17 protein-coding genes and 1 tRNA gene are annotated in these 20,463 nt (G+C 57.8%); 9 read left to right on the forward strand and 9 right to left on the reverse strand.

Annotated features, from left to right (window positions below; all coding sequences use genetic code 11):
- Positions 1–9 precede the first annotated feature (9 nt).
- Genes AC2FLJ_RS18420 through AC2FLJ_RS18430 form a run of 3 tightly spaced genes read right to left on the reverse strand, consistent with a single transcriptional unit; the run spans position 10 to position 4,424 of the window.
- The gene (locus AC2FLJ_RS18420) at positions 10–1,044 is read right to left on the reverse strand and encodes an ACP S-malonyltransferase (RefSeq protein ID WP_496707081.1); all 1,035 of its coding nucleotides are present in this window, start codon (positions 1,042–1,044) and stop codon (positions 10–12) included.
- Positions 1,041–3,233, reverse strand: coding sequence for a dehydrogenase E1 component subunit alpha/beta (locus tag AC2FLJ_RS18425; protein ID WP_496707082.1), 2,193 nt, complete (start codon positions 3,231–3,233; stop codon positions 1,041–1,043). Before AC2FLJ_RS18425 ends, AC2FLJ_RS18420 begins: the two co-directional genes overlap by 4 nt.
- Before the next feature lie 24 nt (positions 3,234–3,257).
- The gene (locus AC2FLJ_RS18430) at positions 3,258–4,424 is read right to left on the reverse strand and encodes a pyridoxal phosphate-dependent aminotransferase (protein ID WP_496696485.1); all 1,167 of its coding nucleotides are present in this window, start codon (positions 4,422–4,424) and stop codon (positions 3,258–3,260) included.
- 96 nt (positions 4,425–4,520) lie between these two features.
- Here AC2FLJ_RS18430 and AC2FLJ_RS18435 point away from each other — a divergent pair, with 96 nt between their 5' ends.
- Positions 4,521–5,411, forward strand: coding sequence for a LysR substrate-binding domain-containing protein (locus AC2FLJ_RS18435; protein ID WP_496696487.1), 891 nt, complete (start codon positions 4,521–4,523; stop codon positions 5,409–5,411).
- A 144-nt stretch (positions 5,412–5,555) separates the two neighbouring features.
- Here AC2FLJ_RS18435 and AC2FLJ_RS18440 read toward each other — a convergent pair whose 3' ends face one another.
- Together AC2FLJ_RS18440 and AC2FLJ_RS18445 are read right to left on the reverse strand one after the other, a co-directional pair.
- On the reverse strand, positions 5,556–6,713 hold the full coding sequence (locus AC2FLJ_RS18440; protein ID WP_496696488.1) for an acyl-CoA dehydrogenase family protein: 1,158 nt from the start codon (positions 6,711–6,713) through the stop codon (positions 5,556–5,558).
- A gap of 126 nt (positions 6,714–6,839) precedes the next feature.
- Positions 6,840–7,403, reverse strand: coding sequence for a TetR/AcrR family transcriptional regulator (locus AC2FLJ_RS18445; protein ID WP_496707084.1), 564 nt, complete (start codon positions 7,401–7,403; stop codon positions 6,840–6,842).
- A 301-nt stretch (positions 7,404–7,704) separates the two neighbouring features.
- Between AC2FLJ_RS18445 and AC2FLJ_RS18450 the strand changes: the two genes are divergently transcribed.
- The 7 genes from AC2FLJ_RS18450 to AC2FLJ_RS18480 all read left to right on the forward strand — a co-directional run bounded on the left by AC2FLJ_RS18450 (position 7,705) and on the right by AC2FLJ_RS18480 (position 16,026).
- Positions 7,705–8,169, forward strand: coding sequence for a nuclear transport factor 2 family protein (locus AC2FLJ_RS18450; protein ID WP_496696492.1), 465 nt, complete (start codon positions 7,705–7,707; stop codon positions 8,167–8,169).
- Between the two features lie 11 nt (positions 8,170–8,180).
- Positions 8,181–8,801 (forward strand): pyridoxamine 5'-phosphate oxidase family protein, encoded by a 621-nt coding sequence (locus AC2FLJ_RS18455; RefSeq protein WP_058275310.1) that lies wholly within the window; start codon positions 8,181–8,183, stop codon positions 8,799–8,801.
- 42 nt (positions 8,802–8,843) lie between these two features.
- Positions 8,844–9,005 (forward strand): hypothetical protein, encoded by a 162-nt coding sequence (locus AC2FLJ_RS18460; RefSeq protein ID WP_186437498.1) that lies wholly within the window; start codon positions 8,844–8,846, stop codon positions 9,003–9,005.
- 103 nt (positions 9,006–9,108) lie between these two features.
- A complete protein-coding gene (locus AC2FLJ_RS18465) occupies positions 9,109–11,589 on the forward strand; it encodes a heavy metal translocating P-type ATPase (protein ID WP_496707085.1) in 2,481 nt (826 codons plus the stop codon).
- Positions 11,586–11,975: a Cu(I)-responsive transcriptional regulator gene (cueR, locus tag AC2FLJ_RS18470; RefSeq protein WP_496696496.1), complete on the forward strand. Its 390-nt coding sequence runs from the start codon at positions 11,586–11,588 to the stop codon at positions 11,973–11,975. Before AC2FLJ_RS18465 ends, cueR begins: the two co-directional genes overlap by 4 nt.
- 97 nt (positions 11,976–12,072) lie before the next feature.
- Positions 12,073–12,945, forward strand: a complete 873-nt coding sequence (locus AC2FLJ_RS18475; RefSeq protein ID WP_496707087.1) for an NAD(P)-dependent oxidoreductase — start codon at positions 12,073–12,075, stop codon at positions 12,943–12,945.
- Positions 12,946–12,960: 15 nt separating this feature from the next.
- Positions 12,961–16,026 (forward strand): aminotransferase class III-fold pyridoxal phosphate-dependent enzyme, encoded by a 3,066-nt coding sequence (locus AC2FLJ_RS18480; RefSeq protein ID WP_496707089.1) that lies wholly within the window; start codon positions 12,961–12,963, stop codon positions 16,024–16,026.
- A 51-nt stretch (positions 16,027–16,077) separates the two neighbouring features.
- On the opposite strand, the gene AC2FLJ_RS18485 is transcribed toward AC2FLJ_RS18480, so the two are convergent.
- Positions 16,078–16,554 carry a hypothetical protein gene (locus tag AC2FLJ_RS18485; protein ID WP_496696502.1) on the reverse strand — a complete coding sequence of 159 codons (477 nt, stop codon included), beginning with the start codon at positions 16,552–16,554 and terminating at the stop codon, positions 16,078–16,080.
- Positions 16,551–16,718 carry a hemin uptake protein HemP gene (gene hemP, locus AC2FLJ_RS18490; protein WP_081894606.1) on the reverse strand — a complete coding sequence of 56 codons (168 nt, stop codon included), beginning with the start codon at positions 16,716–16,718 and terminating at the stop codon, positions 16,551–16,553. The genes AC2FLJ_RS18485 and hemP overlap by 4 nt, the downstream gene beginning before the upstream one ends.
- A 225-nt stretch (positions 16,719–16,943) precedes the next feature.
- On the opposite strand from hemP, the gene gph reads away from it, so the two are divergent.
- Positions 16,944–17,603 (forward strand): phosphoglycolate phosphatase, encoded by a 660-nt coding sequence (gph, locus tag AC2FLJ_RS18495; protein ID WP_282121072.1) that lies wholly within the window; start codon positions 16,944–16,946, stop codon positions 17,601–17,603.
- Positions 17,604–18,301: 698 nt separating this feature from the next.
- Here the strand turns inward: gph and AC2FLJ_RS18500 are convergent.
- Positions 18,302–19,066, reverse strand: coding sequence for a DUF3299 domain-containing protein (locus AC2FLJ_RS18500; protein ID WP_282171006.1), 765 nt, complete (start codon positions 19,064–19,066; stop codon positions 18,302–18,304).
- 1,293 nt (positions 19,067–20,359) lie between these two features.
- Positions 20,360–20,436 (reverse strand) — tRNA-Met (locus tag AC2FLJ_RS18505).
- Between the last annotated feature and the right edge of the window lie 27 nt (positions 20,437–20,463).

Raw genomic sequence — 20,463 nt, forward strand, 5'->3', positions numbered from 1 at the left:
AGGGCAGTGTCAGCCGGTTGCAAGCGCTCTTTGATCCTCGCGCCCCATAGCGATCAAGAAGGGTTGCGCATCCTGTTTCGCTTGAAAATCAGCCTTGTTATCCATGCCACGCCAATTCGCCAGAACAAGGGATTGCGCCACTGCGCCACCTAAGGTCGCGCCGGGGCCGGTAACAATGAACATATCGGGCGCGAACTCATGCGCGGCGGTCTGGATCGCACGGGTAAAGTCATAGGGTTCGGTCACTTGGTGGTCCAGGGTATAATCCCAAAGCGCCTGCGTATCCGTGGCACCCGGCCACCAAATCTTTCCGCGACCGTCGATCAGGGGGCGTTCAGGCTGTCCGAACAAGTCCGCGCCCAAGCGCGCACGCCCTTCGGCAGCGACCGGTGCCTGCAAGGATGTGTGAAACGCGGCATGGTTTGGCAGGCGCATCGGGAAACGGTCCTGCACGGTGGGTTGCGACGCCTCGAACGCCTTCAGCCCCATCTCATTGCCCGCCAGAACCAGCATTCCGCCCAGATCAATGGACAAAGCAAGGTCGTGACCTGCCATCGCATTGATGCGTTTTACATCCGCCAGCAGCTCTGCCTTGCGAACAGCGTCTTCCGCCCAATCGTCGCCGAAAAAGGGATAAACCAGTTGGCCACCGATAAGGTGATCCTGCATCAGTGTTCCCATCGTGTTCACTACGCGAAACCCGTCCTCAGGCGACAACGCCCCGGCAGCGGCCAGCGCAATATACCACCCCATCGAGTTCCCGGTGACCGCGACCACCTCGATATCATCGGCCAGCGATTGCGCGTCTGCCAGCGAAGCTGCGTAGATGAGCGGTGAAGCAATATCGCCTTTTGAATACTTGGAAACTGTGAACCGCGCTGCGCCATCCAATGCGGTAACGGCCTCTTGCCCTGCTTCGGCACGTATCGCGTCGAAGCCCCGAAACATCGCAGTCTGCTGCGCGTGGTGGCGATGCAGATAGCCAAGCTCGGGCTTGTTGTATGTACCCCGACCAGGGCAGATGACGACGGCTGTGCGAGTCATGAGCGGCCACCCGTCAGTTTAAGCGCGGCGGTGATAATCCCGTCCTTCGATGGCAGCGGAGCGGCATAGGCGGGACCAGTTGCGATAAAACAATCTTCGGCCACGACGCGCGCGCTAGGGGTAGAGGGACTGTTTTCAGTGAAAAAGGTCATCAGCCCCTCAGACTGGCTGCCCGTCCGGCGGCACTCGTCGACGATCAAGACGTGTTTGCAACCCTTTGTGGCCTGACGCAGAGCCTCAATTGGGAGAGGTGCCAGCCAGCGCATGTCGATGATACGGGTTTTCACGCCTGCTGCCTCCAACTCGGGCAGAGCCTGTTTCGACAGGTAATGCCCGTTTCCATAAGTGACGATGGCTAGATCTTTACCCTCGCCATGCACGCCAACCTCACCCAGCGCGATACTCTGGTCAGGCGACGGGTACGCCGTCATCCAACCTGCGTCCTGTGCATCGTGCAGATCGCGCATCGGATAAAGGGCAATAGGTTCCAGAAAGACCACGACCCGCTGTTCTTCGCGCGCCAGCCGTACGCATTCGCGCAGCATCTTCGCCGCATCCGCGCCAGTCGATGGGCAGGCAATGATCACGCCGGGGATGTCGCGCAGGACTGCCAGCGAGTTGTCATTGTGGAAATGGCCGCCGAACCCTTTCTGATACCCAAGCCCCGCGATGCGTAGAACCATCGGGTTGGTGAACTGCCCGTTCGAAAAAAAGGGCAGGGTCGCGGCCTCGCCCCTGATCTGATCCTCGGCATTGTGCAGGTAAGCGAGGAACTGGATTTCGGGGATCGGAAGGAACCCGTTATGCCCCATGCCAATGGCCAGTCCCAGAATGGACTGCTCATCCAACAGCGTGTCGATCACCCGGTCCGGGCCAAAGCGTTGCTGCAGTTTCTGGGTCACGCCATAGACGCCGCCCTTGCGGCCGACATCTTCGCCCATGCAGACGACCTCGCCGTGTTCCAGCATCAGATCGGTCAGCGACCAGTTGATCAGACGGCTCATGGGTTGCGGATCATCCATTGCCCGCGTGTCGCCGCCAAAGGCCTTGGCGCGCGCTTCGGCGCTGGGGCCGTTGGTGGGCTTGCAGGCGCGTTTGGGTGGGATCAGGCTGGCCATGACCTCGGACGCAGTAGTCAGATGCGGGCGGGTTGCGGCCTCCGCCGCGATGCGGTCCGTGCGGGCGCAGGTATCTTCGTAGATTTTCAACGCCTGTTCCGGCGCCAATGCCCCGGCCTGTTCCAACAAGCGCACCGAGTGCAACAGGGGATCGTTGGCCTCGTCCGCCTCAACCTCGGACTTCGGCAAGTACGTGGTCGGCACATCTGCGCCCGCATGGCCGTAAAGACGCACGGTTTTCAGATGCAGGAAGGCCGGTTTACGGCGGGAGCGGACATACTCGGCGGCTTCCTTGGACACTGCGTAGGTCTCGTAGATATCCAGACCGTTGGCTTGAAAGTACTTGATCCCGGGGCGGTGTTCCATCGACGCTTGTATCCAGCCTTTTGGCGTTTTGACCGAGATTCCAATCCCGTTATCCTCACACACAAACAACAGCGGCAAAGGCGTCGACTGCACGCTGGTCCAGCCTGCGGTGTTGATCGCGCCCTGCGCGGTGGAGTGGTTGGCCGAGGCATCCCCGAAGGAACACATCGCAATCCCGTCCAAGGGCAGTTCACGGTGTTCAGGATCGTGTCTCCGCGCGGCGCCTAGCGAATAAGCAGCGCCCACTGCCTTGGGCAGATGGCTGGCGATCGTCGAGGTTTGCGGCGGGATGGTCAGCGCCCTTGAACCTAAGACCTTATGTCGCCCGCCCGAGGTCGGATCCTCTTTCGAACAGGCAAAACTCAGCAGCATGTCCCATGCGATCTGCTGGCCGGGCACCTGCTCAGCCCGCGCGATTTGAAATGCGGCATCCCGGTAGTGAAGAAAGGCGATATCGGTCGGGCGTAGTGCATGCGCCACGGCGGCCATCCCTTCGTGGCCGGATGATCCGATAGTGTAAAACCCCTGCCCCGCCTTCTGCATGGCCCGGCTGGTCCGGTCCAACGCACGGCTAAGGACCTGTGACCGGAACAGCGACACCGCATCGGTACTGCTCAGACCCTGCCGCGGCTTTGCTCCGTCGGGAAAGTCGCGATTGGCAACCCGGGTCAGGATATTCTCGTGAACGATCTGGGCGCGATCCATTGGGTGTCTTCCGAAGTTATTTGGTTACAATTTGGCGGTAGCGTCCGCGATACGACGCATACCTTCTTGCAGGCTTTCAGTGGCATAGGCAAAAGAAAGCCGCAAATGCCCCGGCATCCCAAACGCGCGACCCGGCACCAGCGCCACACCTGCCTCATCCAGCAGAAAGCGACAGAATTCATGGTCTGTGGCCATTTTCGCGTGAGTTTTGGGAAAGACGTAAAACGCGCCATCCGGCACGGCACATTCCAGACCAGCGGCGTTTAGCCCTTCGACAACGAGATCGCGGCGCGCTCGCATTGCCCGACGGCGGTCCGCCAGCAGGTCTTGCGGCCCGGTGATGGCCTCCAATGCTGCAGCCTGGGCAATCGAACACGCCCCTGACGTGATTTGCCCCTGCACAGCAACCATCGCCTTGATCAACTCAGCAGGGCCAATTCCCCACCCGATGCGCCAGCCGGTCATGGAATAGGCCTTGGACACGCCGTTTACGATCAAGGTTCGTTCCGCCAATTCGGGAACGGCCTGCACAAAGGGGGTGAAGGGTACAAAAGATAGGTGTTGATAGATCTCGTCAGAAATCACCCAGACCTGAGGATAGTTTTGCAATACCGCGCCCAGCGCCTGCAATTCCGCCTTGGAATAGACCGCGCCAGTTGGATTGGACGGGGAATTCAGCAGTAGCCAACGCGTGCGCGGTGTGATCGCGGCCTCCAACTGATCCGGCGTCAGTTTGAATTTCTGCGTCGCCGGACAGCTAACGACTAAGGGAACACCGCCTGCCAACCTGACCATATCCGCATAGCTCGTCCAGAATGGGGCGGCCATTATCACCTCATCGCCAGGATTGAGCGTTGCCATCATCGTACCGGACAAAACCTGCTTGGCACCCGTCGAAACGATTACATTTTCGAGGCGCGCGCCAGCCTCAATCGCAATCGCTGATCGCAATGCCGGCGTTCCTGCCGTTGCAGGGTATCGTGTCTGCCCGTTCAAAGCTGCACGGTCCGCCGCCTCAACAACATGCTGCGGGGTCGGAAAATCAGGCTCACCAGTGCTGAGCGCAATCACGTCGGCACCCTGCGCGCGAAGGCGCGCGGCCTGTTCGGAAATGCGAACGATCTCTGACAGCTCAATGCCGTCCAACCGTTCGGCAGGCTGAAACTCTTGAATACTGGTCGTTAGGGTCATTGGTCCACATCCACATTGGATTCCACGCCTCTGTATCGGGCTGGCGCACGGCAATTGCCAGTGATATTCCGTGTGAAAGGTATGAGGATTTATCATATGATTGCGCCCCGTCGGTTTCTCCCCTCGGTCCCCTCTCTTCTGGCATTGGAGGCGGTTGATCGCCTCGGTAGCGCCTCGGCCGCGGCCGAAGAGTTGTCGCTGACCCAAAGCGCGATCAGCCGACAGCTGAAGTCCATGGAGGACCAACTGGGCGTCGCGCTCATTCAGCGCAACCAGATGCGATTGCACCTGACCCCCGCCGCAAAAGACTATGTTCAGGTGGCGCGCACAGCGCTGAACCAGATTGCGCAAGCGTCACTGAAACTGAAGGCCAACCCAACCGGCGGGTCGCTGAACCTGTCCATCCTGCCCGCCTTTGGAATGCACTGGCTGGCACCGCGCCTGCAGGATTTTGCCCGTCGCCACCCTGAAGTGACCGTGAACCTGAGCACATGCCTCAAGCCGTTTGATTTCGAGACCGAACATTTTGATGCCGCCATCCACTTCGGCCAAAAGAACTGGCCGGGCGTCAACTACCTGCCGATCATGCGTGAAGATGTGGTTCCGGTCTGCGCGCCGGACCTGTTGCCCGATCAGGAGCAGGACTTGTGCTGGCTGATGACAGCCCCTTTGCTGCATCTTGAGACCCGACCAGACGCTTGGGAGCGATGGTTTGCGGCACAAGGGCGTGACGCATCGGGGATGCGGGGAATGCTGTTCGATCAGTTCTCGACCATGGTGCAGGCCACGATCCACGGGCTGGGAGCGGCGCTATTGCCCAGCTATCTGATCGAAGACGAACTGAAAACCAAAAGATTGGTTCCAGCATGGAAAGGGCCCCATATCAGCCTTGGGCAATTCTTTCTGGTCTGGCCACAGACTCGACCGGAATCCGAACCGCTACGGTCATTTCGGATATGGCTGCAAGGTCAGGTTGGCCCATTCTGATCCAAAACTGCGCAGCCTCCGGCTTTGCGTCCTGCGGACAGCAGAGAGGTCGGGCAGGTGCGGGCTGCGCCCGCACCTGCCCGACCCAACGGGATGAGACGTTTTCCAGAAACGTTGGCGACAGGCGGGAGCCCTTTGGGTGCGTTACTTGTCCAGAGAACGGGCGATCAGTTCCTTCATGATCTCGTTGGTACCGCCATAGATCATCTGCACCCGCGCATCCGCATAAAGCCGGGCGATCGGGTATTCCATCATGAACCCGTAACCACCGAACAACTGAAGGCATTCGTGCATGATCTCGTTCTGCACTTCCGAACCCCAGTATTTCACCATCGAGGCCGTCGCCGCATCCAACGTGCCCGCCTCAAGTTGTGCGATGCAGTCATTGACGAAACTGCGCAGAACTTCGGCCTTGGTTTTGCACTCGGCCAATTTGAAACGCGTGTTCTGAAAGTCCATAACGCGCTGGCCAAAAGCCTTGCGTTCCTGCGTATAGCGTACAGTTTCGGCAATTGCGAAGTCGATCGCGCCCAGCGCCATGATGCCGATAGTCAGGCGTTCCCAGGGCAGTTGCTTCATCATCTGATAGAAGCCCTGGCCTTCTTCTGGTCCGATCAGGTTCGTCATCGGAACCTTGACGTCTTCAAAGAACAGCTCGGCCGTATCGTTGGCCTTCATCCCCAGTTTCTTGAGGTTTCGGCCCCGACGAAATCCTTCTGCGCCTTCGGTTTCTACGGCGATCAGCGATACGCCCTTGGACCCTTGCGATTTATCCGTCTTTGCGGCCACCAGGATCAAATCGGCGGATTGGCCGTTGGTGATAAAGATCTTGGACCCGTTCAAACGATAGGTATTTCCGTCCTTGTCTGCGGTGGTGCGAACGGACTGAACGTCCGAACCTGTTCCCGGCTCGGTCATGGCCAAAGCCGCGACCATTTCACCGGATGCCAGACGGGGGAGCCACTTGTGCTTTTGATCCTCGCTGCCATAGGCGTTCAGATAATGGACAACGATCGACTGAATTCCAAAGCCCCAACCCGAGTCACCGCGTGCGGCTTGCCCGTACATCGTGACCGCGTCAAATCCAATCCCGCCGCCTACGCCACCATATTCCTCAGCAATAGCGCCGGCCATCAGCCCCATGTCCCCGGCCTTGTTCCAGAATTCGCGATCAACCATGCCGTTTTGGTTCCAGCGTTCGATATTGGGCACAAGTTCGTCGTCCATGAACCGGTTTGCCATTTCGGCAAACATCTGATGTTCGTCAGTGACCCAGTTGGCGGTTGGCTTGAATAGCGACATGTAGGCTTCTCCCAAATCGAATTTCGATAAGGGTAGCGTTGGGCACCGCGCAAACCAACCCATCCACCGGAATGCTACGCAACGTCTTTTTCGTGCAAGACCTTACGTTCACAGGTTTAAACATGATCAAGCCAGGGCATTATCCAGCAGAACCTGTGCCGCTGCCTTTGCATCTCGCACAGGATCGCAGCTTTTTACCAGGACGGCCGTAACGATTGCGCCCTCTTGCAAGAGCATCAGCTGGCATCCCAATGCCTCGGGATCACGTGCGCCTGCCTGGCGGGCCAAATCGGTGAGAAACTCGAGCATCAGATGCTTGTGTTCGGCTGCCTGCAAATGGATTGGGTGATCTTGTTCCTGATACTCTGCGCCCGCTTTGATGAACATGCATCCGCGAAAGCTGTCCTCCTGGAACCATTCGCCCAGCACATCGAAACTGGCGATCAGCTGTTCGGCCGGTGTGTCGGATAGTTCATCAACCCGTTGCAGGAACCATTTGCGAAAGTTCTCATCCCGCAACTGCAAAGCCGCCAGGATCAGCTCTTCCTTGGTACGGAAATGTTTGTACATCGACGTTTTCGACACGCCCGTCTCGACCACCAACTTGTCCATGCCGGTGGCGTGAAATCCGTCACGATAGAAGACCTGCAATGCCTTGCGGACCAGCTCGTCACGTTTGTTTGGGCGCATCTGTCAGCTCCTGTATGTACTGATCGGTACATAATGCACCGCAGCGATGGCTGCAACAGACACAGCCTAACCTGCTGTTTTCACTTACTCCCCTTAGGAGACGAAAATGTGGGTTCAAAAAAATCCAACTCAACACTTGAAAAAGGTTACCGATCTGTACACATTTAGGGCACAGTGTACCGATCAGTAAACTCAGGAGCGAATATATGAGACCCCGCACCAGACCTCTCTCGCACCAGTACATCCCCCTTCTTTTGACCATCGCCTTGATGGCAGCTTCTCTGGCTTGAAAGACCTACAAATGAACCGTCCTCCTCTGCCTCCGTTCACCCTGGAAACCGCAACGCAAAAAGTGCGATTGGCGGAAAACGCCTGGAACAGACGTGATGCGGATGTCGTGACCCCGGCCTATACCGAAGACAGCCAGTGGAGAAATCGGGCAGAATTCCTAAGCGGCCATGCGGACATCCATGCCTTTCTGACACGCAAGTGGCACAAGGAACTGGACTATCGGTTGATCAAAGAGCTGTGGGCCTTTTCCGGTGACCGCATTGCGGTTCGTTATGCTTATGAATGGCGTGACGACAGCGGTCAGTGGTTCCGGTCTTATGGCAACGAAAACTGGCGATTTGCCGAAGATGGTCGAATGGCCGAGCGCCATGCATCGCTGAACGACCTGCCGATTGCGGAAACCGAACGTCTGTTTTTCTGGCCGCAAGGCCCCCGCCCCGACGATCACCCCGGCCTGTCCGATCTGGGACTTTGAAAGGACATCTCATGCCTCGCGCCTTTTCCGAACTGACCTTCACCCCTGCCGTCCGCGCCCATCAGGAACGGATGGGGTCTGCCAAGACCTATGCCAAATTCATCGAAAGTGGCCCGCAGCAAGGCCACGAAATCGGCGAGCCTGAAAAGGCCTTTATCGAAGCGCGGGACGGGTTCTATCAGTCCACCGTGTCCGAAACGGGTTGGCCATATGTGCAATACCGTGGCGGACCGACCGGGTTTCTCAAAGTTCTGGGACCGCAGACAATCGGTTATGCCGACTTTTCGGGCAACAAGCAGTACATCTCGCGCGGTAACCTGGATGGAAATGACCGGGTTGCAATGATCCTGATGGATTACGCCAATCGGCGACGCCTGAAAATCCTTGGCCGGGTCGCGTTCACCGAGGGCGAAGATGCCACAACCAGCCTATATCCTGACGGTGCCGATGCCCCGGCTGAACGCGCCGTGATCATCCGGGTCGAAGCGCTGGACTGGAACTGCCCACGCCACATCACGCCCCGCTTTACCGAGGCCGAGCTTCGCCCACATCTGAACTCGCTAGGGCAGCAATTGGCGCAACTTCAGGCCGAAAATGACAGGTTGAAGCAAGAGCTGGCAAAACAGTCCTGACCCAACAGCGCCGAACGAACCTCTCGAACCAGGACTTTGCCCATGTCGCGATCTTCATTGAATATGGCCGGTTTCATTCTTGTAGGCATCGCGCTGACCACGGCCGCAGTGTCGCTTGCGTTCTTTGTCTCCCCCGAGGCTGTCAGATCGCCGCCGCCGGATACCTACAACTCTCTCTTGCTAGAAATGTTTGCGAACAGGTGACGCCGACGCGCGGGTTGCAAAAAAGAAAATCCGCGATACCTCTTGACCTTCCCGTGACTGGAACCCCCATTTGGAGGGCAGATAACACATCGGGACGAGTCGCATGGCTACGCCGCAAACAACACAACTCAAAATCTCGGGCATGTCCTGCGCGTCCTGCGTGGGGCGTGTAGAAGCCGCATTGCAATCGGTGCCAGAAGTGACCGACGCCTCGGTCAACTTTGCGACCGAAACGGCGCAGGTCACACATACCGGGCCGATCAACGCACTGACTGACGCCCTGAGCAATGCCGGGTACCCGGCGGCCAGCAAGCAGACGACCCTGAAAATTGGCGGGATGACCTGCGCCTCGTGCGTGGCAAAGATCGAGAACGCGCTGACCGCTGATCCTGCGGTCGTCGACGCACAAGTCAATCTTGCGACCGAAACCGCTGTGGTCACGTTTATCGACGGGGCCACCGACCCGCAAAAGCTGGCCAGTTTGTCTGAGGCAGCGGGATACCCTGCGCGCGTGGCAGACAGCATGACGGCTGACCAAACAGACCACACGAAATCCGACGAAGCGCATGCGCTGACCCGCACGACGATCTTCGCAGCGGTATTGGCACTGCCTGTATTCATTCTGGAAATGGGCGGGCATATGATCCCGGCCTTCCACCATTGGGTCCAGGCCACGATCGGCACGCAAACCAGCCACCTCATCCAGTTCGCACTGACCTCGGCCATACTGATTGGCCCCGGGCGCGTGTTCTACGCCAAGGGTATTCCGTCACTGATGCGCGGATCGCCCGATATGAACGCGCTGGTCGCCTTAGGAACGGGGGCCGCCTATTTGTTTTCCGTCACCGCATCCTTCGCCCCGCAGATCCTGCCGCAGGGTAGCGCCAATGTGTATTTCGAGGCCGCCTCTGTCATCGTGGTTCTCATACTGCTGGGCCGGGTCATGGAAGCGCGGGCCAAAGGTCGGACCGGGGCCGCGATCCGCAAGCTGGTTGGGCTGCAGCCCAAAACGGCACGGGTCGAACAGGACGGAAATTTCATTGATCGCCCCATCGCTGACATAACAGTAGGCGATACCTTGCAGATCCACCCGGGCGAACGGGTTCCCGTGGATGCCGAGGTTCTGGACGGCACCTCTTATGTGGATGAAAGCATGATCACGGGCGAACCGGTGCCGGTGGGCAAGTCGCCATCGGATCAGGTCGTTGGCGGTACGATGAATGGTACCGGAGCGCTGCGGGTGCGCGCGACGCGCGTTGGTGCCGACACCGTGCTGGCGCAGGTGATCCACATGGTCGAACAGGCGCAGGGGGCGAAGCTGCCGATCCAAGGGCTGGTCGACCGGATTACTGCGCGATTTGTGCCCGTTGTAATGGCTGTTGCGCTGCTGACGATCGCCATTTGGATGTTCGTCGGCCCGGAACCGGCATTGCCATTGGCGCTGGTCGCCGGTGTCTCAGTTCTGATTATCGCCTGCCCCTGCGCCATGGGCCTTGCGACACCAACCTCAATTATGGTCGGCACCGGCCGCGCGGCAGAATTGGGTGTGCTGTTCCGCAAAGGCGATGCGTTGCAGCAGTTGCAGCAAGCCAAGGTGGTCGCACTGGACAAGACTGGAACACTCACGTTGGGCCGGCCGGAACTGGAGAGTGTTACGACTGCAAACGGCTTTGACCGCGACAGTGTTCTGCGTTTGGCGGCCGCCGTCGAGGCAAGGTCAGAGCATCCCGTTGCCACTGCCATCACTCGTGCCGGACCATCTGAATTGCCCAAGGTATCAGAATTTGAGTCTCTCACAGGGCTGGGAGTTCGGGCTGTGGTCGAGGGGCATAAGTTGCTGATCGGTTCGGCCAGATTGATGGAGCAGAACGACATAACCGTCACGGACCTGATGGCCGAGGCCAACCAGCGCGCCGAAGAGGGCGCAACGCCTTTGTTTGTTGCCATCGACGGTCAGGCGGCGGCGATGCTTGCGGTCGCGGACCCGATCAAGCCCGGCACTGTGCAGGCGCTTGGGCGGTTGCACGAAATGGGGCTAACCTTGGCGATGGTGACAGGCGACAACGCCCGGACGGCGCAGGCTCTGGCGGACAAGCTGGGCATTGATCATGTCACGGCCGAGGTACTGCCCGATGGTAAGCTTGCCGCGATCAACGCGCTGCGCGACACGTTCGGCGCACTGGCCTTTGTCGGGGATGGCATCAACGATGCCCCGGCACTGGCTTCGGCGGATATCGGCATCGCCATCGGAACCGGCACAGACGTAGCGATTGAAACTGCGGATGTGGTGCTGATGTCGGGCGATCTGCGCGGCGTCGCAAACGCGGTCGAGATCAGCCGCAGAACCATGCGCAACATCAAGCAGAACCTGGGTTGGGCGTTCGGCTATAACATCTTGCTTATTCCGGTTGCCGCTGGGGTTCTTTACCCCTTTGGCGGCCATCTGCTGTCCCCAGCGCTCGCCGCTGGGGCCATGGCATTGTCCAGTGTTTTCGTGGTCTCGAATGCGCTGCGTTTGCGACGCGTCCGGGCCAGCTTGCCTGACACCCCGCTAGGCCATTCAGCGCAAACGGTGACCTCATGAATATCGGCGATGTTTCAAACCAGACCGGCCTACCCGCCAAGACAATCCGATACTACGAAGATATCGGCTTGGTGAAACCGCTACGCGATAACAACGGATACCGCAGATTTCGCAGTCAGGATGTACACAAACTGAATTTTCTGGGCCGCGCCCGTGCCTTGGGGTTCACAATCGAGGATTGCCGGACGCTGATGGCATTGTACGAGGACGAAACCCGTGCCAGCGCCGATGTCAAAAAGGTGGCCCGCGCGCATATGGCCCAGATCGAAGCCAAGATCGCTGACTTGAACGCCATGCGGGATACTCTGAGCCATCTGATCGACGCTTGCGCCGGGGACGACAGGCCAGATTGCCCGATCCTAAAGGATTTGGGCGGCAAAGCGTGACGCGGGGTTGCCCTTTGGACGCAGCTTTGCTTTGTCTCTGCTAAACAATCCGGCCCGGTGAAAGAAACGGGTACCGGACAGCAGAGAGGATCTCCAAATGGCAAAAGTCGCGTTTCTGGGTCTGGGCGTCATGGGATACCCCATGGCCGGTCACTTGCAGGCCGCAGGTCATGAGGTGACCGTTTACAACCGCACCGCCAATAAGGCCGAAGCTTGGGTCGCCCAACATGGTGGCGCCATGGCGACGACGCCCCGAGAGGCCGCGCAGGGTGCAGATTTCGTCATGGCTTGTGTCGGTAACGACGACGACCTACGGATGGTTTGCACAGGTGAAAACGGCGCATTCAGCGGCATGTCCAATGGGGCGACCTTTGTTGATCACACCACTGTTTCGGCCATGGTGACACGCGAGTTGTACGAAGCTGGGCAAACAAAAGGCATCGCTTTTGTGGACGCTCCGATCTCGGGCGGTCAGTCAGGGGCAGAAAATGCGGTTCTGTCGATTATGTGCGGTGGGGATCAGGCGGCGTATGACGCGGCTGAACCGATTATGCAGGTCTATTCCAAGATATGCCGTCGTATCGGCGACAGCGGTGCAGGTCAGATGACCAAGATGTGCAACCAGATCGCTATTGCCGGTCTGGTGCAGGGCCTCAGCGAAGCGCTGCACTTTGCCGAGAAGGCGGGCCTTGATGGCCGCACAGTCGTTGAAGTTATCAGTCAGGGCGCGGCAGGCAGTTGGCAGATGGCAAACCGATATGAGACAATGCTGGATGACCATTTCGAACATGGGTTTGCGGTGGACTGGATGCGTAAGGATCTTGGCATCTGTCTGGATACGGCCAATGAAACAGGGGCTTCGCTGCCTGTGACCGCTCTGGTCGATCAGTTTTACAAGGACGTTCAGAAACTGGGCGGCGGACGCTGGGACACATCCTCGCTGATCAAACGCCTGCGCGCGCTGGATTAAAGGACCGTCGCACTGATGACCGAGTTGACCGAATTCTGGGCCCGCGCCCTGCGCACCCATTGGGGGCTTGAGACCAAACTGAACCGGCTGGACGGCGAATATGACCTCAACTTTCTGGTCAGGGCCACCAATGGTCAGGACTACGTACTGAAAGTCATGCGCGCGGGTTGCGAGGCAGAGTTCATTGACCTGCAGATCAAGGCGCTGAAACACGTTGCCGCCGAGGCACCGGGACTGCCCTTTCCCAGTGTTTTTCCGGATATCAACGGTACGCTGCTCCCGGAAATCCCTGATCAGGATGGGCAGCCCCGACTGGTTTGGTTGCTCGAATGCCTGCCCGGCCATTGCTATGCAAAGGCTGCGCCTAAATCCGAGGAACTGATCCTGAAACTGGGCCGCGTTCTGGGGGCAACCGACCGGGCACTGGAACGGTTTACCCATGACGGGCTGCACCGCGCGGATTTCAAATGGGACCTGACACAAGCGGGCTGGATTTCGGACAAGCTGAAGGCCATTGCCGACCCTGCGCGGCAGGCGATATTGTCAGAGATTTGCGTTGAATTCGATGCAATCTCGGGCCCTCTGGCTGGATTGTCAAAACAAGCCATCCACAATGATGCCAACGACTACAACATATTGGTCGACGGTGAACTGGGTCAGCGGCAAACCGTCTCTGGCTTGATCGATCTTGGTGATATGTGCGCCGCACCGCGTATCTGCGATCTGGCAATTGCCGGGGCGTATATCGTTCTGGACCACCCAAAACCCGAGCGGGCATTGACGGCGTTGGTGCGTGGTTATCACGCCGCCAATCGCCTGCGTGCTGACGAGGTCGATCTGATCTGGCCGCTGCTGCGGATGCGGCTGGCCGTGTCCGTGGTGAACTCGACCTTGATGGCCGCGGACAATCCGGACGATCCTTATGTAACTATCAGTCAGGCCCCTGCGTGGCGCTTCCTAGAGAACGATACGATGAATGGCGGCTTGATGTCCGCCCGGCTGCGCGCCGCCTGCGGGTTGCCGGTGACCGACGGGGCCGAACGCATCCACGCCTATCTGTCCGAGCATCGCGGACAATTCGCGCAGATGTTCGAGCAGGACCTGAGCGATGTTCCGATGGGATCGCTGTCGGTTGAAAACTCGACCTGGCCCCAGAACCCGTTCCACATGCCGCTAGACGAAGCCGCGCGCGTGGGCGAAGAGTTCGGAGAAGGCCTCTGGCTGGGCTATTACAACGAACCGCGCCTGATCTATGCCGAGCCTGCGTTCCGCAAAGGACCGTGGAAGGCCTCTGACAGGCGAACGGTGCATTTGGCCGTAGACGTATTCGCCCCTGACGGAACTGTTTTGCATGCACCGATGAGTGGCCGGATCGAGGCAGTCGAAAACCGCGATACGCATCTGGATTATGGCGGCGTAGTGATCCTGCACCATGAAACCCCCGAAGGCGATCCGTTCTATACGCTCTATGGTCATCTGGACCCTGAGGTCTGTGACCGGCTGAAACCGGGCGATCCGGTGGCGCAGGGCGCAGCCTTTGCGCGGCTGGGGGACGCCACGCAGAATGGCGGCTGGGCACCGCATGTGCATTTCCAACTGGCTCTGGCCACTGACGGGATGGAGAACGACTGGCCCGGTGTCGGCGATCCTGATGAAATGGAGTTGTGGCACGCCGTTTGCCCCAACCCCGCGGCGCTGTTGAACCTGCCAGACGACAAAGTGTTCTATCGCCCAACCGACAAGCAGGCGATCCTGCAAGGTAGGCATGACCATTTCGGTGGCAACCTTAGCCTGACCTATGATGATCCGGTCATGCTGGTGCGCGGGTGGAAGCATCATCTGTTCGACGAATGGGGCCGTCCTTATCTGGACGCCTATAACAACGTCCCCCATGTGGGCCACGCGCATCCGCGCATTCATGCGGTGGCGGCGGATCAGTTGAAGCGGATGAATTCGAACACTCGCTACCTGCACCCGGCGCAGACAGCCTTTGCTGACAAAATCCTGTCCAAGCTACCGGATCATTTCGAGGTCTGCTTTTTTGTCAACTCGGGCACCGAGGCCAACGAGCTGGCCTTGCGTCTGGCGCGCGCGCATACCGGGGCCAAAGGCATCGTAACGCCTGACCACGGGTACCACGGCAATACGAATGCGGCGGTGGCGATCTCTGCCTACAAGTTCAACAAACCGGGCGGGATTGGCCAGGCCGATTGGGTCGAACTGGTCGAGGTTGCAGACGACTACCGGGGCTCATTCAAGCGCGACGATCCTGACCGGGCACAGAAATTCGCCGATCTCGTGGATCCGGCTATTGCCGTGCTACAGGTCAAAGGCCAAGGGTTGGCTGGCTTTATCGCCGAGACCTTCCCCTCGGTTGGCGGCCAGATCATCCCACCCAAAGGGTATCTGCCAGCCGTCTACGAAAAAATCCGCGCGGCCGGCGGGGTTTGTATCGCTGATGAGGTACAGACGGGTCTCGGTCGCCTTGGTGACTACTATTTCGGCTTTGAACACCAGGGTGCGTTGCCGGATATCGTTGTCATGGGCAAACCCATCGGAAACGGGCATCCGTTGGGCGTATTGGTCACGACCAAAGCCATCGCCGACAGTTTCAACAACGGCATCGAGTTCTTTTCGACTTTTGGCGGTTCAACCTTGTCCTGCCGGATCGGCAAAGAGGTGCTGGACATCGTCGATGACGAAGGCCTTCAGGACAACGCACGTGTCATGGGTGGGCAGCTGATGGATGGGCTCCGACAGATCGAGGCTGATTTCACCTGTGTCGGTGACGTGCGCGGCATGGGCTTGTTTCTTGGTGTGGAGCTGATCAATCCAGACGGATCCGAGGGCACCGAAATCTGCAGTTACGTCAAGAACCGGATGCGCGATCACCGTATCCTGATCGGCAGCGAAGGACCCAAGGACAACATCCTGAAAGTCCGCCCTCCTTTAACCATCGAGGCGGAAGACGTCGACATGATCCTTTGGACCCTGCGCGAGGTTTTGTCCGAAGTCGGTGACTTTGCCCCTGCCCCGACTTGCGATCATGATCATCATCACGCGGGCTGCGGGTGCTGCTGAAACAACAAAACCCCGGCTCGCCAGAGTCGGGGTTTTGAAGCCGCCTGCCGCTTAATGCAGCACGGCCGAGGGGGTTTTGTGCCCGGTTGTCGGCAAGGGTACTGACGCAGTCATCCGACGCAGCACCATACCCATCTCTTCGGACAGTGACGCCAGTGCCGGGGCAAAGTCTGGTCGAACGATCAGCGTTGCCATCATCATCGCGTCTTCACGCGCTCCTTCCGAGGCGGCAGCAATCATCTGGGCGAAACAGTTTTCATCTGCACCAAGGCAGGAACAGCCAAGACCATGCCGCACCAACGGGCGACGGCCGTGATGGGCACACAGCCCGCACAAACGATCCAGCGTCATCATTGCCGCCCGCCCCTGATCCAGACCAAGCGCAATTTCGAAATCGCTTGCAGCATCCGCACGGGCCTCGGGACTTTCGGTCCACAATCGCAGATACATCACAGCACCGGCTTCGATTGGGCTGAGGTCGGACAGACGCCCAACCGCAGCGCCACCGCGCGAGGAATGCGTGCTCATTTTGTCAGGATCAGCTTGCCGGCGCGTGTGATACGCAAGGTATATAGTTGATCGCCCAGTTCGATATGGGCCAGGTTGCCACCCTTGGTCAGATCTTCGGCCTTATGTGCCGGAAGCATGGACACCGCATAGGACTGGCTGGGATTCGGGGTCTGCACATTCATCAGGACAACTCCAGTAGGTTCTCGGGCGAAGGGCCTTAATTTGTTCGCGCTTTCAACAAAATGGCTGACCCGAACTGGGTTGGCTGAGGGGGTCTTTCCGTTAATCTGATTAATTTAGTCAGGTATGTCAACCCTATTCGCTGGAAACCGCGGATGTGGGGTGATTGCGCAAGGATTTTATGCAGGTTAGGTCTGGCTCACGCGCATTAACCGACGGGGAAACCGATGACGGCAACAATCATGTTCGACCTGGACGGAACGCTGGTGGACAGTCTTCCGGACATTGCAGCGGCCGCCAACCGGACATTGCTGGATATCGGCATCGCCCCGTTGCCGGAAAGCACGATCAAACAATTTGTGGGCAACGGCCTGCCAAAACTGGTCGAACGCATGATCCGCCATCACGACCTGCCGATCGAACAGCATAGCGAATTGACCGAACTCACACTCGCCCATTACTCTGCCGCCTCCAGCGACAAAACAATCCCTTACCCAGGCGTCCCGCAAGCTCTGACGCAACTGCGCGAATTGGGCTGCGTTCTGGGCGTATGCACAAACAAACCTGAGGCACCCGCACGTCATATTCTGGACGCACTGGATCTGGCGCATCACTTCGAAACAGTGTTTGGCGGCGACACGCTACCCGTTCGCAAACCAGACCCCGCGCACCTTGAGGCAAGCTTCAACGCGGTCGCGAACGCTGGACCCCGGCTCTATGTCGGAGACAGCGAAGTGGATGCCGAAACTGCGCGCCGTGCAAACGTGCCCTTTCTTTTGTTTTCGGAAGGCTACCGAAAAACTCCGGTGGAAGAGATCCCACACAGGTTGAGCTACGATGACACGCATAAACTACCCGCACTCGTCCTGGAGGCATTGCAGGGATAGGGGAGAAATTTGCTGGCAGGGGGACTTGGGAAGGCGGTTGAGGGGCCGGCCGAGGGGGTAAGTAGCCAGCCCCTCATCGGGGAAAAGTGGTATTGTCCGCAGTAACTCTTTGGATGATTTAACATTAACGAATCGCCCTGCCTTCAGGAATTGGGGGTTTCCCGTAGGTGAATGTAACTAATTGAAATTTCTATTATTTTTATGACAAAAAATACCCAAAATATAAAATTCGCGTTTTGACACATGGCTGACCCCAAGAATCATCCATCTGAGGGGCAAAAACTCTACTCCAAGCCAAAACTGCCACAAAAATTAGTCAGCCCTTCCACAGAAAGCGGTCTGAGCTCGCAGACCGATCAGGGTGACGCTGGATTGCGCCGGATTCAGCAATGGGTTTTCGAGGAACAAAAAAGACGGTGTGATCTGCCGGCCGCATCACCAGTTCCCAAATTGGCATTCGTGGATTGCCTCAATGGCAGATCGTCGAAACTGACCCAAAACCCGTACCCGATCAAACTATCCTTCCAACGAAACCATCACGGGATGTCAGTGCGTGGAAAGTGCAAGCGGTACTACGGATTCGTCAGGCCTTCACCGGAATCCAACGCGGCCTCAACGGATGAAGGTCCGGACAGCCCCTGAACCAAAGCGCCGCCTGCGTAAACAGAGGGCACAAGGGTGACAAAGCGACAGCCGTGTCATTCGGACGTCTTAACGCCCCCGGTCTTGCGATTGCCTGCGGCGCGAAGGCGATCGGCAACGCTTTGGGTCCATTCTAGGCGGTCACCACGGGTTTCCAATGTCTCGGCGTTATCGGCATCCAATTGAAAGGTTGCGCGCATGGGCATCAACCCATCCACAACCATCATACTTTGATCCGTCGGATCAATGGTCAGTGTTCCGGTCAACCGCACTGGCTCGTGAAAATAGCTGGGGGTCCAGTCCCCGTTCAAACGCACCCGGATCATCTGGTTTGGCGGCGGCGGAGGCATGTGGCTGCACATACCCCGTTCCGGCACCAGATAGACCACGGGCCGGCCATCCGCATCTGCCGGTGCCGGAATTGCAAACCCGGCCAATGTGACCGTCTGACCATCGAATTTCTGATTGCCCGCGGTCGCAGCCATTTTGCGTCGCTCGGTTACGACCTGCCGCTGATCCAACAACCAGTCGACATTAACTCCACTGTCTACCAGGGCGTCTTCAGTCTCGGTCAGAAGCTTCTGCCATTCGTGCCGTTCCACTGCGGTTCCAACATCCTGCTGCAGCCTGCTGCGCATTCGAACCACGAAAAGAACGTCGTCAAATTGTTCCGGACTGAGGTCCCGGTATGGGTCTTCATAGACTTGAACCGACGGTTCAGGCAGATCTGACCAATCAAGCGCAATGCCCGGAGCCGCAATTGCGGTAGGACTGGTCAGGGCCAGCGCAACCACAGTAGCAATCCCATACAAAGTTCTCATTTACAGATTCCGTCACATCGCCCAATTCGATGCATCCACTATAATTCACTCCAACGTGTTTTTGTAGATGACACCGTCTTTCATGATCTAGCGGATAGTTATCCGCCCCGGAATTGCCGGAGAAATCCAGATGCGAGTTGAAGACCTTTTACCAGGGAAGGGAAACCGGAAAGTCTTCCTTCAAGAGTTTACCAATGACTTAGCCATCAGGAGATATGCTTTCAAAGATGCTGCCGACTTACTGCTAGGACAAAAGCGAGCAATATCACCGATCTTGGGTAGGTACTTTAGTCCGTCTTCAAATTCATCTTCGTCAAAGCACCCGAATGGTCGGAGCTTTAGCCTTCGCGTGAAAAGCTTCTCGTTGCCTCCAACTTCGTAATTTTGTCCATCCAAGTATTCACCTTGGACGATGCAAGCGATCTCGCGAAAGCCGTACGAAATGCATACGAGCTCCCCGATTGACATACCTTTGAGCTTTTTACCTTGATAGAAGGGGCCTCATGGTTTGAATTCTCGAAAGCTCTTACTGAAATCTCGACCCCTATAACTGGCGGGAAATAGGGCCTTGCAGCCACTGCGCTTGAAAATGTTGTTTTCTGAATCGGCTGTGGCAGCTTGCTCACGAGAGCTGACTTTAATCTCCTTAAAGGGCTGCTGAGATTTGGATTCTAATGTTGAATGAGGACCCGAAACCTTTTTCTCGGACGTTTTTTTCCACCTGAAGGCGGTCTCATGTTTAACACCACATGTCTTTGCAACTTCGCCAACAGATAAACGGCCCGACTTCATTTTTTGCACCATTTAATCTTTGTACCTTCGGGTCCACAGACGACGGTGAGCTTTCCCAACCGGAATTGAGTAGCCATAGGCGTTGAAGACGCTCTCGATTTTTGGCCACTTGCCGGCTCACCCAACATTTCAGAATTCATGATGCCTTTATCCTTTTTGACAAATCATAAACTGCTGGGAACTGGTTCGTCAGAGGTTATCTAGGGGGTCAGATTCAACGCTTACCGATCAACGCGGCCTCGGACCAACCGCCGGTTTTGCTCCACCCCGGTCTGCCCGGCCTCTACCGGGAACAGGTCGCCAATTTGGCCACGGCATTGAATGATCCATGCACCAAAGCCGAAGCAACATCCATCATCCGCAGCCTTCTACCAGAGATCGGGTTGGCCCTTGAAGAATGGAAGTATGCGATTGAGTTGGTTGGGGAACTGTTGGGATTGCTGGCGTTAGGGGCGCCCCAGAACGACGAAAGCCGCCCGGAGGCGGCTTGTTCGACAGTAATGGTTGCGGGAGCAGGATTTGAACCTGCGACCTTCAGGTTATGAGCCTGACGAGCTACCGGGCTGCTCCATCCCGCGTCACTTTGGTGGTCTACCGCCTATTCG

The organism is Ruegeria sp. CDSA034 (genome assembly GCF_059612275.1).